This is a genomic window from Candidatus Symbiopectobacterium sp. 'North America' (assembly GCF_015762685.1).
Classification (GTDB): domain Bacteria; phylum Pseudomonadota; class Gammaproteobacteria; order Enterobacterales; family Enterobacteriaceae; genus Symbiopectobacterium.
Map to the genome: position 1 here is coordinate 83,295 of NZ_PEHF01000066.1, position 15,887 is coordinate 99,181.

Annotated in this window: 16 protein-coding genes and 4 pseudogenes; 4 read left to right on the top strand and 16 right to left on the bottom strand. The window is 51.3% G+C overall.

Annotation, left to right across the window (positions count from 1 at the left end):
- Position 1 precedes the first annotated feature (1 nt).
- Positions 2–373 (top strand): annotated as a pseudogene (locus CS369_RS14545) (hypothetical protein); the annotation flags it as partial.
- A gap of 473 nt (positions 374–846) precedes the next feature.
- Here CS369_RS14545 and CS369_RS14550 read toward each other — a convergent pair.
- The 13 genes and pseudogenes from CS369_RS14550 to CS369_RS14600 form a co-directional block, all read right to left on the bottom strand.
- Complete coding sequence (locus CS369_RS14550; protein ID WP_196907680.1) at positions 847–1,017, bottom strand: helix-turn-helix domain-containing protein; 171 nt, start codon at positions 1,015–1,017, stop codon at positions 847–849.
- Positions 1,018–1,020: 3 nt separating this feature from the next.
- Positions 1,021–2,451: a sigma 54-interacting transcriptional regulator gene (locus CS369_RS14555; RefSeq protein ID WP_196907681.1), complete on the bottom strand. Its 1,431-nt coding sequence runs from the start codon at positions 2,449–2,451 to the stop codon at positions 1,021–1,023.
- A 254-nt stretch (positions 2,452–2,705) separates the two neighbouring features.
- Positions 2,706–3,347, bottom strand: coding sequence for a Fe-only nitrogenase accessory AnfO family protein (locus tag CS369_RS14560; RefSeq protein WP_196907682.1), 642 nt, complete (start codon positions 3,345–3,347; stop codon positions 2,706–2,708).
- Positions 3,337–3,843, bottom strand: coding sequence for a pyridoxamine 5'-phosphate oxidase family protein (locus CS369_RS14565; protein ID WP_244665018.1), 507 nt, complete (start codon positions 3,841–3,843; stop codon positions 3,337–3,339). Before CS369_RS14565 ends, CS369_RS14560 begins: the two co-directional genes overlap by 11 nt.
- On the bottom strand, positions 3,840–4,283 hold the full coding sequence (locus CS369_RS14570; RefSeq protein ID WP_244665019.1) for a hypothetical protein: 444 nt from the start codon (positions 4,281–4,283) through the stop codon (positions 3,840–3,842). Before CS369_RS14570 ends, CS369_RS14565 begins: the two co-directional genes overlap by 4 nt.
- A 65-nt stretch (positions 4,284–4,348) precedes the next feature.
- Entirely contained in the window at positions 4,349–5,731 is a 1,383-nt protein-coding gene (anfK, locus tag CS369_RS14575; RefSeq protein WP_196907683.1) for a Fe-only nitrogenase subunit beta, read from the bottom strand.
- An 11-nt stretch (positions 5,732–5,742) separates the two neighbouring features.
- The gene (anfG, locus tag CS369_RS14580; protein ID WP_196907684.1) at positions 5,743–6,087 is read right to left on the bottom strand and encodes a Fe-only nitrogenase subunit delta; all 345 of its coding nucleotides are present in this window, start codon (positions 6,085–6,087) and stop codon (positions 5,743–5,745) included.
- Positions 6,084–7,496 (bottom strand): annotated as a pseudogene (anfD, locus tag CS369_RS14585) (nitrogenase iron-iron protein, alpha chain); the annotation flags it as partial. The pseudogene anfD and the gene anfG, both read right to left, overlap by 4 nt.
- 12 nt (positions 7,497–7,508) lie before the next feature.
- Complete coding sequence (locus tag CS369_RS23785; RefSeq protein WP_244665021.1) at positions 7,509–7,649, bottom strand: hypothetical protein; 141 nt, start codon at positions 7,647–7,649, stop codon at positions 7,509–7,511.
- 67 nt (positions 7,650–7,716) lie between these two features.
- Positions 7,717–8,544, bottom strand: coding sequence for a nitrogenase iron protein (nifH, locus tag CS369_RS14590; RefSeq protein WP_196907685.1), 828 nt, complete (start codon positions 8,542–8,544; stop codon positions 7,717–7,719).
- 265 nt (positions 8,545–8,809) lie between these two features.
- Positions 8,810–9,106: a hypothetical protein gene (locus CS369_RS23790; RefSeq protein ID WP_244665022.1), complete on the bottom strand. Its 297-nt coding sequence runs from the start codon at positions 9,104–9,106 to the stop codon at positions 8,810–8,812.
- Positions 9,078–9,509 carry a hypothetical protein gene (locus tag CS369_RS23795; protein ID WP_244665023.1) on the bottom strand — a complete coding sequence of 144 codons (432 nt, stop codon included), beginning with the start codon at positions 9,507–9,509 and terminating at the stop codon, positions 9,078–9,080. The genes CS369_RS23790 and CS369_RS23795 overlap by 29 nt, the downstream gene beginning before the upstream one ends.
- Positions 9,510–9,674: 165 nt before the next feature.
- Positions 9,675–10,750, bottom strand: a pseudogene (locus CS369_RS14600) (JmjC domain-containing protein).
- A gap of 224 nt (positions 10,751–10,974) precedes the next feature.
- Between CS369_RS14600 and CS369_RS14605 the strand changes: the two are divergent.
- The 3 genes and pseudogenes from CS369_RS14605 (at position 10,975) to CS369_RS14615 (ending at position 14,446) form a co-directional block, all read left to right on the top strand.
- On the top strand, positions 10,975–12,021 hold the full coding sequence (locus CS369_RS14605) for a Fe(3+) ABC transporter substrate-binding protein (protein WP_196907686.1): 1,047 nt from the start codon (positions 10,975–10,977) through the stop codon (positions 12,019–12,021).
- A gap of 28 nt (positions 12,022–12,049) precedes the next feature.
- Positions 12,050–13,755, top strand: a pseudogene (locus tag CS369_RS14610) (ABC transporter permease).
- A complete protein-coding gene (locus CS369_RS14615; protein ID WP_196907687.1) occupies positions 13,748–14,446 on the top strand; it encodes an ABC transporter ATP-binding protein in 699 nt (232 codons plus the stop codon). The pseudogene CS369_RS14610 and the gene CS369_RS14615 overlap by 8 nt, the downstream one beginning before the upstream one ends.
- A gap of 53 nt (positions 14,447–14,499) precedes the next feature.
- On the opposite strand, the gene CS369_RS14620 is transcribed toward CS369_RS14615, so the two are convergent.
- The 3 genes from CS369_RS14620 to CS369_RS14630 all read right to left on the bottom strand — a co-directional run bounded on the left by CS369_RS14620 (position 14,500) and on the right by CS369_RS14630 (position 15,840).
- Positions 14,500–14,706: a hypothetical protein gene (locus CS369_RS14620; RefSeq protein ID WP_196907688.1), complete on the bottom strand. Its 207-nt coding sequence runs from the start codon at positions 14,704–14,706 to the stop codon at positions 14,500–14,502.
- A gap of 186 nt (positions 14,707–14,892) precedes the next feature.
- A complete protein-coding gene (locus CS369_RS14625; protein ID WP_196907689.1) occupies positions 14,893–15,141 on the bottom strand; it encodes a hypothetical protein in 249 nt (82 codons plus the stop codon).
- A 15-nt stretch (positions 15,142–15,156) separates the two neighbouring features.
- On the bottom strand, positions 15,157–15,840 hold the full coding sequence (locus CS369_RS14630; RefSeq protein ID WP_196907690.1) for a PD-(D/E)XK nuclease family protein: 684 nt from the start codon (positions 15,838–15,840) through the stop codon (positions 15,157–15,159).
- Positions 15,841–15,887 lie beyond the last annotated feature (47 nt).

The window sequence follows — 15,887 nt, forward strand, 5'->3', positions numbered from 1 at the left end:
AGAGGCTGCAATGCACTTTGTCAATGATAAAGGGAACTCCTGTGTCAGAATGTATAGAATTCCTGGTCAAACACTGAGTTCTATACCACGAGGAACATTACCCCATGATGCGGATGTGAAATTTGTCGATATGATAGAGAGGTTGAACAGCCTCGGCATCATACACCAAGATCTTCATTCTCAAAATATACTACGGGATTCTACGTCAGAGTCATTTTTCCCTATAGATATAGGTAATGTAAAAGATAAATATTTCAATGCTGATGTCAGTGGAAAACAAAAAATGAATGCGAAAGGCATATCAGATTTTGATAGAATTTTGAACGATATAGCTTGGAAGAAAAAAAAGATCCTCATCGAGAATAGAGAGTGAAAACAATTAGTTGATGGCAAATAAAAAACGGCGCGCAAGCACTGGTTTCAGACATATGACAAAGCACATTGTTAGGTTAAGTCCGGCGTTTGGGCATAGCAGCATAAGTCACCGACAAATTTTCCCAGAACAAATTTGAACAGTGCTTGCGTTGACCAGTAGGCTTGGCCACAGGGGTATACCCTATAATATCCAAGTCAGATCTGCCGAGAAGCACAGAGTGCCTAAAAGGGTTTATCAGTAATCTTACCAACGGATTAACACTGTTTTTTTGGTATAGGGAATGTGTTACACCAATGCTACCTTAATGCCGGGTGCAATCAGTACCGTTCCCAACAGTTTATCTACCAACTTTTACGCTTTTTCCAATGCACGACGTACCGGCCCGCTTTGGAACACAGAACCAGCAGGGGCCACCATACCGCAACCAGGGATTGTTCTGCCACTACTGCGGCACGCAGCTCAACCATCACTCACGCCCTGTTGCGATAATGCTTATAGTTGAGGCGATACTTATCAAGCCGCAGCCCTAATGCGCGACGCGTGATATTAAGATGCTCCGCCGCCCGGGAGATATTTCCCTGAAACTGGGAGAGCGCTTCAACAATTAAATCGTACTCTATCTGGGAGACCCGCGCTTCCAACCCTTATTCTGCCACAAGGTGTTCCAGAATCTGCTGTAGCGACAAAGGAAGATGGTAGCTGTGAATAACACCCTCATCGGATAACAATACCGCCCGTTCCATCACATTTTCCAACTCCCGGACGTTTCCCGGCCAGTCGTAATTAAGCAGCATATTCAGTGCAGGCGTGACAATGGTCGGTACTTCCACGCCCTGATCTCGGGCAAAGCGGGCATTGAAGTAATCAGCCAAAATCAGAATGTCATTGCCCCGTTCACGCAGCGGCGTAACGGTGATGGGAAACACGTTGAGACGGTAATAAAGGTCTTCACGAAACAGCCTCTTGTTCACCATTTCACTCAAATCGCGATGAGTGGCGGCCAGAATACGCACATTGACATGAAGTGTGTCATTGCTGCCTACCCGCTCAAAACTGCGCTCCTGAATCACACGTAACAGCTTGGCCTGTGCCGATAACGATAACTCCCCGACCTCATCAAGAAAAATGGTTCCGCCATTAGCTTCTTCAAAACGCCCAGCACGGCGCGATATCGCACCGGTAAATGCACCTTTTTCATGCCCAAACAACTCACTTTCCAGCACGCTTTCCGGCAATGATGCACAGTTGAAGGTGATAAAAGGGCCTGTTGCACACAGGCTGCCATGGTGAATCGCCGCGGATACCCGTTCTTTGCCAACGTCGCTCTCCCCCAGAATCAATACTGTAGTACGCGCAGGGCTGACCTTGCGAATCAGCCGGTAAACCGACTGCATTGCCCGGGAATTGCCAATAATATTTGCAGTACGCAGTGTATCTGTGGTTTGGTGATGCAAGGATGCCGCTAACAGCACTTTTTGATGCGCTTGTTCAAGCAGGTGCAATTCAACAGCCTGCGCGATAATTGCCGCAATCACTTTCAGCACTTCCAAATCCAGATAGCGCAGTTGCTGATTGTTATAGACCCGTTCGATGCCGATGGTTCCCATCACTTTGGAACTACGAATGATCGGCACACAGATAAAGGAAAACGCCCCGTCGCGAATTTTATCGAGACTGCCGGTTTTATTGAGAAATAAAGGATCGTCTGCCACATGCGGCACAATCACCGGTTGGCGCGTTTCGATCACCTGTCCGGTGATCCCTTCCCCCGGCAGGTAGACGCCCTTTTCCACTTCTTGCGGAGAGAGTCCGTAACTTTCATGGATATAAATGCGATCGCTACTGGTGTCGTACAGCGTGATCATTGCGCGGATCACCTGCATGTGTTTTTGCATCAATTGCAGAACCAGTTTGAGGGTTTTGGAAAGATCGCCCTCGGTGCTCACCACTTTGCTGACTTCAGACAGCAGTGGCATCAGTTCTGAACAGCATTCACCCAATTTACAGCTGAAAGACAACGGTGTCTTTAAGGGTGACGGCATGTCAGTTACACCACGTTTTCTTTCCAGGCGCATTATATCTCTCCCGACAAATCCCCATTCTTACGTAGCAGAGTGAATCACATCAGGTCAGAAGCATTGGGATCCTATGTCGCAGGCTCTTATGCACACTCCCGGTAAAAACCTGCAAAATCAGCGGCAATACAGGCAAAACGATATTTTTTAATTTATTGATAATTAAGGAAATAAAAACCAACTCTGCCCCAACAAACCAGCGAGATGTTCTGTTAAGAACATTCCTGTCCGATTTAGTACCTCAACGAACGTTTTCAGACATGCAGTGGCATCACCACGACACAAAATGTTTCATCAGCACGTGGCTCACTCACAATGCTGAATTGACGCGCATCAAGCGTGGCAAACCACTTCGGCAAATGATCGCAAATAATGTCCAGACGTCGAAATTGCTTTTGTTGCAGGAAGGGTTGTAATAACCGCCGCGAGGTATGCCCCTCACTACTGTTTGCCAGTGCTTCTATCAGATTGAAATGAAAATCCCCGATCTGTTTGCCCGGCTGAAAATACGTCTCAGGGTGGAGTGGCGCCACTGGCGAGGAGGTGTGGATACGCTCCGCGATACGATCGAGAAACGGAGCCGGTTTGCCACTGCCTCGCCACATGGTAATCCCCCTGCCATCAAGCCAGGCCAGTAACACCCCCTGAATCTCCCGCGCCACAATGTGACGACACTCGGGTAGCGCCTCCAGCATCGTCACGGTTTGCTGGCGCAAAACCGCCAATGACATTGACGCTGTTGACGGGAAAGGGACTTCACGAAAGCATTGCCAGCCAGAACGCGCTTCGACAAACAGCGTTGCCACACCGGACTGCCCGAGCGCTGTTATCATTCCCTGATGGTCGAGATACGCAGCGATGTAGAGCGGGGGTGCCCGGTCTTTATCAAAAGCCATGCTGCTTCCCCTTCATGGAGTCAATATTGATGCGTATCACCAACGTGGCTTGCAGATTGGCTTCAGGGAACGCATAGTGGCGATCGGTGAAACCCGCCATTAATCGCTGCAAGATAGGGATTTTTTCCTGGTTATCGTTGATGAATTGCGCTTTCCCCAAGCCAATCACCGTGCGATGCCGTGCCTCAAAATTACAGGCCAGCGCATCCTCTACCACGCAACCATAATGAGAAATAGCAAAACACAGGGTATTGTTACGTTTAAGTCGTTCAATCTTGCTGCCACTGCGCGCAGAGTGAAAGTAGAGCGCGGTGCCATCCCAAACATAGAAAACCGGCACCAGAAAGGGTACATCATTATTAGCCAGCGCAATGTACATCACGCGCTCTTCGCGCAAAATGGCATCCATTACTGCGAGATCGGTGATCTCACGTTTATCTCGCCGCATGTGGTGATGGGAGAAATCGGCCAGAGCCGGATTAACAGGCGTATTCATCCTCTGTTCTCCCGCAAGTGGCCAAGCGCCGGTGAGCGTTTTTGTTCCGCCACAATCAGCGCATCCAATGTCTCACACACGGAAAGAATGTGTGCTTTATCCTGTTCGTCCGGCGTGCCATGGTAGTAATCCTCAATAGAGCAAATACCGAAAAGTGCATCCAGTGCGGAAATATCCTTCCTTAACGCCGAGGTAAACGTCACTTTCTCCGAGGCACTGGTCAGCAGGCTACGGTAGTTGTGATTCATCGGCATGATGTTATGCAACGCACACAGGGCGATCAGGTAGCACTCCACCGCCAGCGATGCCACGTTAAACACCAGACTGACGGACGATGATTGTGGTGCCAACAACAGGGCGCGGCGATGATAACCACACGCATGTTCATAACAGCGGGTGAACCGTTGTTCATCGCTTTCAAACAGCAATCCTGACATCATTTTCTCCTGAACAGGGCACCGATTTACGGTGCCTGATTACATGTCGCTAGAATGTAAACACCGACTTACCAGACGTTGAGCAACCACTCCTTGTTCTTTTTGTATTCCATGTCGATAAACAGGCTGTTTGCCATTTGCTCCGCTAACCAGATGGCACCGGCGTACCCGACAACCGGATGGCGGTAATGGCCCGCCCGGTCATAGGTGGGGAAACCGACTCTGACCATGGGTATCTGGTTATCAATCGCGGTGAAGCGGCCTTTGGAGTGCCCGAAGATCAGATCCAGTCGCAGATCGTTTTGGGTAATACGCTGCTCCATCTCCCACAGATCCGCATTGGTAATGATCTCCATATCATGGGATACCCCATCGCGCAGCGCGTGAATGCGGGGATCGTTGACATACCCGGCATTATCATCGCCCAACAGCACCGGCTTCATTTCCAGATCGAGACAAAACTCCGCCAGCCCGATCACCGAATCGGGGTTGCCGTAAATCGCCACCCGTTTGTCGGCAAGAAACATATGCACCAGGTCTGTCAGAGCATCCAGGGCGATCCCACGTTCCCGCACCAGTGAGGGCGGAATGGGTTTCCCCGTCAGGGTTTTCAGGTTATGCAACAGCGTGTCCGTGTTACGAATACCAATCGGCGTCGGGCCAATAAGGGTCGGGATCTGGAACGTCTCTTCCAGATAATTCGCCGCTTTGCCCCCCTCATAGCGATTGAGTTCCAGCGTCGCGCTGGCATTGGCAGTGTCGGTCAAATCGGCGATGGTCGTATTGCCGTGTGACACGGTATTACCGGACGGCATGAAGGGTGAGTCGAAATCCTCAATCTCGAACAGCACGGTGGCATCAATCTCCATCTCCGAGAGCAGATGCTTCAACGCCGTCACATCACCGGGGTTCGCCCAACCGGTAATCACATTGATCTTGCCGTTAGACTCCCCTTTTCGGGCAAAATACTTAACGATATCGCGTACCGCCAGGTCGTACCCGCTGATCATGCTGCCAACAAAACTTGGCGTATGGATTGGAATCAGATGCACTTCGCGACCGGCGTATTTCTCTTTGAGCAACCCATCGTTGAGCTTACGTACCACACCGTCCACATCATCGCCAATCACCTCTGTGGAACAGGTGGTGATAATCGGGATGACCTTGACGTGAGGGTAACGCATCAGTAAAACGTCGACCGCTTGCTCAACGCGATCCAGCGCACCAAACACTACCCCGTCTTCATGTACCGAGGATGAAGCGATTTCGAAGCTCTCTTTCAGATGCTGGGAAATCAGCAAACGGACAAACATCACGCATCCCTGACCGCCATGCACAATACCGATACAATCCTTGATGCCGATACTCACATACTGTGCCCCTGCCGGTTGGCAGGTAAAAATGAGGTTGATTACCCCCGTGCGATCTTTCGCTTTCAGTTCACAGGACATGGCTAACCTCATTAATAGCGCTGGTCGGTCAGTTCGGCATTCAACGAACCGGTAATGGTTAAATAATCAAGACGTTGATGTAACGCATACATCAGCGTGGCAATAGCGTCAGTGGGCATCTCCGCCAGCCAATTGAAGCGCTTACGCCAGGTATCGGCCAGCACCACCGCATCCGCCCAGTAGCAGCGATCGGCGGGCGTTGACAGATCCACTGCTTCGCCGCACAGCAATTGCCGGGTTTTACCTAATACACCGGCGTTCTGCTTTTCCCGATCCCAGTTGCGGGAATGAAACTGCCACAGACAGTGCTTCATGATGTAATCCACCAACGCTTCAACCTGTTGTTCCTGGGTCATACCGCCTCCTGTCGCTGCGGCTTGTCTTGGGAAAAATCGGGATATTCGCGCTGACGTAATTTGGTCACGCTGTCAAAGCCGCCGGTATATTCCCGTAAGTTGGGATCCTGACGAATGTCTTCACTCAACGCGGCATCCGAGATCATGCGTGCCGTAGCAAAGCCGCGATCGGCAGGGATCGCGTGCTCGCTGATATCCAGCATCGAGAGCTGGTGAATCGGTGAGTAAATGGCGTTGTAGATATCCCGCGCAAAGCGCACCCAACCTTCAAACTCCTTGTAAGGGCCGTTGTGATAAGCGTGGGCATTGAGGTAGGGCACCCGGATTTTCTTCGCCACTTCACCGGGCCGTTTGCCGGTAAAGATCACATCCGGCTTCAGGGTATACATGGCTTCCAGTGACTCCAGTTCATTGAGATCATCAATCGCCAACGCCCCGGCTTCACAGCGTGCAATCCCTTTTTCCATATCGCCCTGATGACCAAATTTGGTATACACCGAGACCACTTCCACGCCCATTTCTGCATGGATAACGTGCGCCCAGAGCCACAGCTTGGAACCCCCAGGCCACAGGCAGACTTTCTTCCCTTGCAAACGCGCCTTATACCACTCCAATTCAGGCTTCCAGCGAGCCACTTCCTCGTCGATAATGGCTTGTGCCCGGTCTTCAATCCCAAAAAACAAACCAATCTTGCGCAGCGAATCAGACAGTGGACCAAACCCAAAACCATCAATATCCAACCGGGGTATGCCGTAACGTACCCGTAACTCATTACAGATGTATTCCGCTGAACGGGCGCACTCCAGCAGGTGTGCTTTGTGCATCGCACGCAGGTCATCATAGGAGCCATTACCGGTAAAGGTAGAGAGCACCTGAATCTCCATGCGTTTGAAATAATCCGCCATCACTTCCTGATCGCCTTGAATCTTATATTCACCCACATAGTTGATGACATAATCGCTGGTAATGGTCGGTTCAACCGTACCCACTTTTTGGTTGATCCAGGCGATATTAATCTTGTGGTGACCGCCAGACTGACTTGGCCCGGCAAACCCTGGTGAGTTGCAGACAAAAATATCGACATCGGGACGCTCATCCATCACTTCCTGCGCAATCGCTGCAATATCATCGCCGATCAGCGCAGAGGCGCAGGTTTGATAGATAGTCATACGTTTAATCGAGGGGTGCGAATCAAAGGCTTCAATGATGTTCTTTTTCAGCACCTTCTCCGCGCCAAACACAATGTGTTTTTCTTTCATGTCGGTCGCGAAGGTATATTTCAGTTGGAAGTTGTCGTTATCACTGATATAGCGCTTGGTCTGCCAGGTATCATAGGTGCACCCGATAGGACCGTGACTGATGTGAATAACATCCTTCATCGGGGTGCCAATCACATGCTTGGCCCCACAGTAAGCGCAACCTCATTCTGAAATGGTGCCCGGGATAGTGTTGAGATATCCCAGCGGCAACGCAGAAGTGATATCTTCACCCTCGCCTTTCAACACGGCATGTTGTTTACGTTCAGGAATGCATTTACTGCATTCAAACTCATGGTACGGCATAATTTTTCTCCCATAAGGGCAAGGCAGAATAACGGTAGCGAATAAGGGAATATGGCAGTGTGCGGAATTAATCCATCATCCCGTATTTCACAACCATTTTTTCCAATTGATCCATGGACAACGGTGTCGGTATGACAAAGTCCTCATTCTCGATAATCTTGCGCCCCAACTCTCGGTATTCCTGTGCCTGATTCACCGCTGAATCAAATTCCGTGACCGTTTTTTCATTAAACTCAGCCTTCTGAACAATATTGTCACGCGGAACAAAATGGATCATTTTGGTACCAATAGCGGCGGTAAATTCCTCGATAAACTCTTTTTCACCGTCCACATTCCGGCTATTACAAATAATACCGCCCAACCGGGCGCTACTCTGTTTTGCGTACTTCACCAATCCTTTGCAAATATTATTGGCGGCATAAATGGTCATCATTTCACCGGAAGCGACGATATACACTTCCTGTGCCTTGCCATCGCGGATAGGCATGGCAAACCCGCCGCACACCACGTCCCCCAGAACATCAAAGAAGATAAAATCCAGGTCGTCGGTATAGGCTTTATTATCTTCCATCAGATCGATAGCGGTGATAACGTCGCACCCTGCACAGCCAACGCCCGGTTCCGGACCACCTGATTCCACGCAGCGAATATCAAACACGCCGGTTTTTACCAACATCTCATTGGTAATTTTCTCAGCGCCCTGATCGCGTAACATATCCATCAATGTTTCTTGCGGTTTACCCCCAAAAATAAGGCGAGTCGAATCCGCTTTGGGATCGCAACCGTGAATAAAGACTTTTTTTCCATGGAAATAGGCCAAGGCGGCAGCCGTATTTTGTGTGGTGGTCGATTTACCGATCCCCCCTTTACCATAAATAGCCAATTTACGCGTCATTCTTTCTCTCCCATAAAGAAAAGCATTAAGTAAGTGTCATTGGGTATGCCAGGAGGAAATTGCAAAACCGGGGCCAGTCAGAGAAATAAAGGAGAAAAAGTACTAAAATAAGCAATCAATCTGAGCCTATCGACTGAATTTATTGCAGTTATTTTTATTGGCGAAAGGAGCGGTGAGATCAAAAAGCGAGATTAAGAAAGATAATGTTCCCGCTGGCTGTTCATTGATGAACTTTTCACCAGCGAGATGTTCGGCAATGGAAAATCTAGGCGTCCAGTTGATCCAGCCAGCGCGTCATCACCTGTTGTGCCGCCAGCGCCAACGATGCGGAATAACGCGCCGCCTGCTCGCGCAGCGAGCCCAATGAGAGCCCGGCCAACTCCAGCTCACAGGCGTGCCCAACCAACCACCCTTCCAGTCCGGTTTGGCTCACCTCTGGATGGAACTGAAGGCCAAGTGCATGTTTGCCCACACTAAAGGCTTGATTATTACATACCGCGCTGCCCGCCAGTCGTATCGCTGAATCCGGAATCTCAAAGCGATCGCCGTGCCAGTGCAACACAGGAACATCCGATAGCGGAGCCAACACAGAGGCTTACGACGCTGACGACAATTGGATGGGCCCATAACCAATATCTTTCACCCCCCATCGGTGCCACGCGTGCGCCAAGCGCTCGTGCCATCAATTGTGCCCCCAGGCAAATACCCAGCACGGAGCGCTGCTGCGCCAGCCATTGCCGAATAATCTCCAGCTCCTGGCTCAAAAAGGGGTAACCCGTTTCATCATTGGCGCTGATCGGGCCACCCAGCACAATCAGCACATCGGCGTGCAGAGGATTGAACGTAGCCAAAGAGGTGATAGGCGTATCAATATAGTGATACTGAAAACCACATTCATGAAGGGTATCGCCCAGTGTGCCCAAGTCTTCAAAAGGCACATGTCGAAAAACAACCAAAGTTTTCATCGAAAGCTCCTTTGTAGCGAATGAAAAACAGCCGTTATCTGTCATGCAAAATACTGGCCTGTTCTTCCTGTCTATGGCACGCCGGGTCCACTTTCTGCGATGGGTAGAACCCTCACCGGACAAAACCGTGCGAGGGCTCTAACGTCATCATTACTCTTCGAAGTACTAGTATCCCTGATTAATCAGCACCGTCAGCTCAGCGACTACCGCTGGATTCTGAAGCCCATCGCCCAAGGTTTCACGGGTGATTTCAGTGTAATGACACAACGCGTCCGCCACCTGCGCATCGGGCATTTCGAGCTTTTCGCTGTTGATAAACAGGCTATCGCCCACTCGCAAACCGCTGAGGCGCGTTAACACTTCACCGTCGAGCAGAGCGTTGACCACTTCACTTTGTTCAAAAGGCGGTTCCGCAGGTGCGACATCCAACTCATGGCGCTGCGTGGAGATAAAACGGCCGAACCAGTTATTAAAATCTTCCGGTTGGTTGATCATTTCGATCATCATGGTACGTAAACATTCCAGCTCATGCGCTTCAATGCGCTCAGGATGCTCACGCAGCGTTAAATCCGTGTCGCTGTAGTGCTCACTGCCAAGATCGTTTTCCAGCGCATAGTCGGCAAAACTGCTGATCAAATCCCGGCTATTCGGTCCACGGAAACCCACGGAATAATTGAGTGTGGTCTCAAAGGTAAAACCGTCATGAGGGAAGCCCGGCGGAATATAGGATGTCGCCAATCTCCATTTCGACATCAATAATCGGCGTAAAGGGCTCACAATGCAGCAGCGCCGGGGGGGAGCTTATCGCCTACGCGCCAGCGACGGCGGACCATCCCCTGAATGATAAAGACGTCGTACTGATCGATATGCGGCCCAACGCCGCCTCCCGGCACGGAGAAAGAGATCATCAAATCGTCCAGTCGCCAGTCTGGCAGAACGCGAAACGGACGAACAAGCTCCGCTGACGGTGCATGCCAATGATTGACCGCCTGAGCCAGCAACGACCAATCGGTTTCCCCTAAATCATCAAAATGCTCAAACGGACCATTGCTGGCTTGCCACTGGCCATTTTTATGACTTACCAGTCGGCTATCCACCTCAGGTTCCATCGCCAGACCAGCCAGTTCGTCGGGGGTGATCGGATCGACGAAATCAGGGAACGCGCGTTTTAATACAACCGGATTTTTTTGCCAGTAATTGGCTAAAAATTCGGGCCAGTTCAGATTGAGTTGGAAAGACATAATTCGCACCAGTGAGAAGAGAAACGGGCGAAATTATAAAAAGAGTGATACCTGTCCTGCCTTGTCATGCGTCAAGACTCTACGCATCCTCCCGCGCATCGCCGCATTAATTAGTTGAAAACGATACTAACTATCATATATATTTTGATTCCCATTATAAAATGTTTCACCACGTGATAATCCCATATCAATACTAAGGTTTTTACTCTGGAGAAGATAACAATATGGCTATCCTGCTTTCCTCTGCCCGCCGCGGTATACGTCGTCTGGTGCTGGCTTCAGCGCTGCTGGCCGCTTACGCCGTCCCCTCCATGGCTGAAGAGTCATTAACGCTGTATACCACGCGCGAGCCGGGCCTTATTCAGCCATTGCTGGATACCTTTACCAAAGACAGTGGCGTGAAGGTCAATACCGTTTTTATCAAAGATGGCATGCTCGAGAGAGTAAAAGCTGAAGGGCAAAACTCACCAGCGGACCTGCTGATGACCGTCGATATTGGTAATCTGGTGGATCTGGTCGAAGCAGGCGTGACACAGCCCGTGAAATCGGCAACGCTGGAAGCCGCCATTCCTGCCAATTTGCGTGGTGCCGATGACCAATGGTTCAGCTTATCCATGCGCGGTCGCGTGCTGTATGCGGAAAAATCGCTGCCACTCAACAGTTTCACCTACGAATCGCTGGCCGATCCGCAGTGGAAAGGCAAAGTGTGTATCCGTGCCGGACAGCATCCGTACAACACGGCCTTGATTGCGGCCATGATCGCGCACCACGGTGAAGCCAAAACGGAAGAATGGCTGCGCGGCGTCAAAGCCAATCTGGCACGCAAAGCCACCGTCGGTGATCGTGATGTGGCACGCGATATTCTTGGCGGCATCTGTGATATCGGTCTGGCCAACACCTATTATGTCGGTCACATGAAGAAAGCCAAAGAGGGTACAGATGCGCGCCAATGGGGCGATGCGATCAAAGTTGTGAAACCGACCTTCGAGCAAGGCGGTACGCATGTCAATATCAGCGGCGCAGCAGTCAGCCGTTATGCACCGAATAAGGCGCAGGCAGTGAAACTGCTGGAATATCTGGTGTCGGCACCGGCCCAGCAACTCTATGCCAAGGCTAACTATGAATACCCGGTGCGCAAGGGCGTTGAGCTGGACCCGATTATTCGTGACACCATTGGTGAACTGAACGTCGATCCTCTGCCGTTAACCGACATAGTGAAACACCGTAAACAAGCCAGCCAGTTGGTTGATAAAGTTGGCTTTGATCAATAAGCATCAAAATGCACTGACGGCGCGCAGCATGTTCTATACGCTGCGCGCACCGTTTTCGCCACTCGGCATCACCACCTGCGCCATTGCACTCGGCGTGCTGATACCGATCCTGTCGCTGCTCTGGCTGGCGGCCGACACGGATTTCAGCCACTGGGCGCACCTGTTTCAGTATGTGCTGCCTGTTGCGGCACGTAACACGGTTATTCTGTTAGTCGGCGTTGCATTGCTGGTGACCGTCATCGGCGCTGGCTGTGCCTGGCTGGTTACCCTGTATGATTTTCCGGGGCGGCGCATCCTCAGTTGGGCACTGCTTTTACCACTCGCTATGCCAACCTATATCGTGGCCTTCGCCTGGCTGGATCTGCTGCACCCTATCGGCCCGGTTCAGACGGCGCTGCGTGCCCTGCTCGGCTACGACAGCTCACGCCAGTTTCGCTTGCCGGATATTCGTTCCATGACCGGTGCCATTATCCTGTTGGGCATCGTGCTCTACCCTTATGTTTACCTCACCATGCGCGCCATGTTTATCAGTCAGCCCGCCCATTTGCTGGAAGCGGCGCGCACATTGGGCAGGAGTGCTACCGGGGCATTCTTGCTCGTCGCGCTGCCAATGGCGCGGCCTGCCCTTGCTGTGGGCGTCAGTCTGGCCCTGTTGGAAACGCTCAATGATATCGGTGCATCCGAATTTCTTGGCGTCAACACGCTAACGGTCGCCATTTATACTACCTGGGTGACGCGCTCTGATTTACCGGCCGCGGCACAAATTGCCGTGTTAATGCTGATGGGCGTGATGCTACTGCTGACGCTGGAATATTATGGTCGCCGCCGCCAGCGCTACGGCAGCCGCCGCTCGCAGCGCACGGTAACGCCAATACGCTTATCTGGCGTAAAGGGGATGCTGGTCTTTAGCCTAACGTTCTTACCCGTGGTACTCGGCTTTATCGCCCCGGCACTGTTTCTCGCCTGGGAGAGTGCCAAGCGACTGCATCAGGAGACGCCCCTTTCCCACGGATTGTGGCAGTCCCTCAAAACTCGCTGCTGCTGGCGCTCGGCGTCACGCTCACGGTGTTGATCACCGGCATGATCGTCGCCTGGTTTGCTCGCCATTCCGCCATCCGTTCACAACGCGGTGGCTTTCGCCTCTCATTGCTGCGCGTTGCCTCTCTCGGGTACGCGGTGCCGGGCACCGTACTGGCAATAGGGTTACTGACACCCGGGCTGGCCGTGGATAAATGGCTGGCAAGCCTGCTGGAGTATCAGGGGTTACCCTTGCTCTCGAGTGGCATTCTGCTGGTTATCTGCTACGCGATTCGTTTCCAGACTATCGCCATCGGTGCCACAGATGCGGGCCTGACGCGCCTGTCTCCCGCGCTTGAACAAGCGTCACGCCTGTTAGGTGAGAACACCACCGGAACATTTTTTCGTGTGCATCTGCCGTTATTACGCCCGGCGTTGGTCACCAGCGCCTTGCTGGTGTTTGCGGATGCGATGAAAGAGTTACCCGCAACGTTACTGCTACGACCGATCAATTTCGATACGTTGGCTACCGTGCTGTACGCCGAAGCTGCACGCGGCACTTACGAAGAAGGGGCGATTGCCGCGTTGCTCATTGTGCTGGCAGGCACGCTACCGATGATTTTGCTGGCGCACAGCCAGTTCAGCACCGCGCGCAAGCCTAACGAACCGCAACAGAACACTGCACCTTATCAAGGAGAATCGTCGCGACATGTCTGACGCCACACTGGTTCTGGAAGCCATCCATGTTGCCTACGGACATGGACAACAGCAACATCATGTCCTCAACGGTTTTTCGCTCACGGTTCAGGCGGGTGAACTCACTTGTTTGTTGGGGACATCCGGTAGTGGAAAAACCACCGTATTACGCGCTATTGCCGGATTTGAACCGTTGAGCGCAGGCCGTATCCAGGTTTCGGGCACCTGCGTTGCCGGGCCGGGCATTCACCTGCCGCCGGAAAAACGCCACGTCGGCATGGTGTTTCAGGAATATGCCCTGTTTCCTCATCTGACTGCGGCGAAGAATATCGCGTTTGGGCTGCGCAAGCAGCCAAGCTCTTTCATACAGTCCCGTGTGCGTGAACTACTGGAACTCGTCGGGTTAAGCGCGTTGTCAGAGCGTTATCCTCATGAGCTGTCCGGTGGCCAGCAGCAGCGTATCGCACTGGCACGCGCGCTGGCGCCAGAACCCAGCATTCTGCTGCTGGATGAGCCGTTTTCCAGCCTGGATGCCGAGACGCGTCAGCGGCTGGGGCAGGACGTGCGTGACATTCTCAAGGCATCAGGACAAACGTCGCTGATGGTCACGCACAGCGAGCAAGAAGCGGTGATGATGAGCGATCGTATCGGTTATATGCAGGCGGGAGCCTACAGGGAAGCGCCGGCTAGTGCCTCACGAACTGAAAAATAAAACATACCAACGTGACACCGGCACCAGAAGGCGTCATTACCCGACACTCGTCTTTATTCATCGGATTCACTTAACGCGGAAAACATCTCATCAAAAATGAAAATGGCTTTTGCCAATTTTTCCAAAGCAGCATAAAGAGGATAAAACACCTCATGATCTTCGGGAAACTCACCGTATTCTTGCCAACACTCGGTCACCAGATTGATATCCACGGTAATGGGCAAATAGTAATTTCCTTTGGTTAAATCTTCAAAATCCATATCAATCAGTTGCCCGCGACATTTGGGATCGAGGGCATTGATATAGGCACCCAGCTTTTTGGCTCATCCAAAATAGCGCGGTCTTATTTCGAAACAAAAACCGAACTCCGCCTCTTCTGTACCCAACCCAACGATAGTCGCCAAACGATAATCAGCGCTATCGCCCCCGGCGGTATGCGTTTCAAACTAATATTTCCAATCGCCGTCTTCTGATTTCCATGCTTTAGGTCCCAACCAGCTGAATCCCTTTTGCACAATACCGACTTCGCCTTCCCAGCCATTATCCTTTATGAAACGCTGAATACATTGGTCAAATCCTTTCCAAAAAGCAGATTCTATTTGCGTTTCGAAAACCACAACAGCCTCATTAAACATCTTGAACTGCGATAAAATGAGAGTTCCAGCCAACCGTTCTTCCTTAGTAGATGATGTCATTGATCTTCCCTTTGATTAAAATTTACACATACGTTCAAGAAAACAAAAAGCAGAATGCGCCGCCATTTGCCTCATGGATGCGCTATCGTGCAGAACACCTGTTTTGCGGTAATCCGCCCGCATGGGTTCTTCAAAACGTGTCGCAAGGTCGCTCCACGACAGGCAAGAAATAAAATGTGGATTATCCGCACTCATGCTCTTGGGTTGTCTACCCTGCGGCGTTAAAAACACCACGCCCCAACGGAGCTTTTTCGTCGCACGCTTTTCAGCCTCCAGACAATAGCGCTCGATTTGTTCTTGCTGCTCGAAAGCGTCGATCTTCACTTCGATCAAAACGAAGAAATTATCGGCGTCAATCTCAATATCAACCCGATTTTTACTGTCACCGTTCGGATTGGATTCAACCCGCACGCGGCAAAAGCGCGTATACGCAGCAGGAAACGCCTTATTTTCTGATGTGCGTATTGAGGCCAGCAAGGCATATAAAGGAACAGCACCAAAACCGTGTGACCCTTGCGGATTCAGTAGCCAGGCAAGCACGGCTGAATTACGCACTTCCTTGCGCTTTAACCCCGCAATATCCCAGGGGTCGAAAGACAACACGCTATGCTGCACGGCCTGAAGCGGCGTTGATAAGCGACTAAAAAAGGTCATAAGCTGACCCACATCGATGTTTATTTTTGGGTCTTCCCCTATCATGGTGGCACACACCCTCAATCAAGTATAATTATCTATACTTGTACCTT

Bases quoted from the DNA above. Each gene is read 5' to 3' on its own strand.
- CS369_RS14555 (WP_196907681.1), bottom strand. From the start codon at position 2,451: ATGCGCCTGGAAAGAAAACGTGGTGTAACTGACATGCCGTCACCCTTA.
- CS369_RS14560 (WP_196907682.1), bottom strand. From the start codon at position 3,347: ATGGCTTTTGATAAAGACCGGGCACCCCCGCTCTACATCGCTGCGTAT.
- CS369_RS14565 (WP_244665018.1), bottom strand. From the start codon at position 3,843: ATGAATACGCCTGTTAATCCGGCTCTGGCCGATTTCTCCCATCACCAC.
- CS369_RS14570 (WP_244665019.1), bottom strand. From the start codon at position 4,283: ATGATGTCAGGATTGCTGTTTGAAAGCGATGAACAACGGTTCACCCGC.
- anfK (WP_196907683.1), bottom strand. From the start codon at position 5,731: ATGTCCTGTGAACTGAAAGCGAAAGATCGCACGGGGGTAATCAACCTC.
- anfG (WP_196907684.1), bottom strand. From the start codon at position 6,087: ATGACCCAGGAACAACAGGTTGAAGCGTTGGTGGATTACATCATGAAG.
- CS369_RS23785 (WP_244665021.1), bottom strand. From the start codon at position 7,649: ATGCCGTACCATGAGTTTGAATGCAGTAAATGCATTCCTGAACGTAAA.
- nifH (WP_196907685.1), bottom strand. From the start codon at position 8,544: ATGACGCGTAAATTGGCTATTTATGGTAAAGGGGGGATCGGTAAATCG.
- CS369_RS23795 (WP_244665023.1), bottom strand. From the start codon at position 9,509: ATGAAAACTTTGGTTGTTTTTCGACATGTGCCTTTTGAAGACTTGGGC.
- CS369_RS14605 (WP_196907686.1), top strand. From the start codon at position 10,975: ATGGCTATCCTGCTTTCCTCTGCCCGCCGCGGTATACGTCGTCTGGTG.
- CS369_RS14615 (WP_196907687.1), top strand. From the start codon at position 13,748: ATGTCTGACGCCACACTGGTTCTGGAAGCCATCCATGTTGCCTACGGA.
- CS369_RS14620 (WP_196907688.1), bottom strand. From the start codon at position 14,706: ATGGATTTTGAAGATTTAACCAAAGGAAATTACTATTTGCCCATTACC.
- CS369_RS14625 (WP_196907689.1), bottom strand. From the start codon at position 15,141: ATGACATCATCTACTAAGGAAGAACGGTTGGCTGGAACTCTCATTTTA.
- CS369_RS14630 (WP_196907690.1), bottom strand. From the start codon at position 15,840: ATGATAGGGGAAGACCCAAAAATAAACATCGATGTGGGTCAGCTTATG.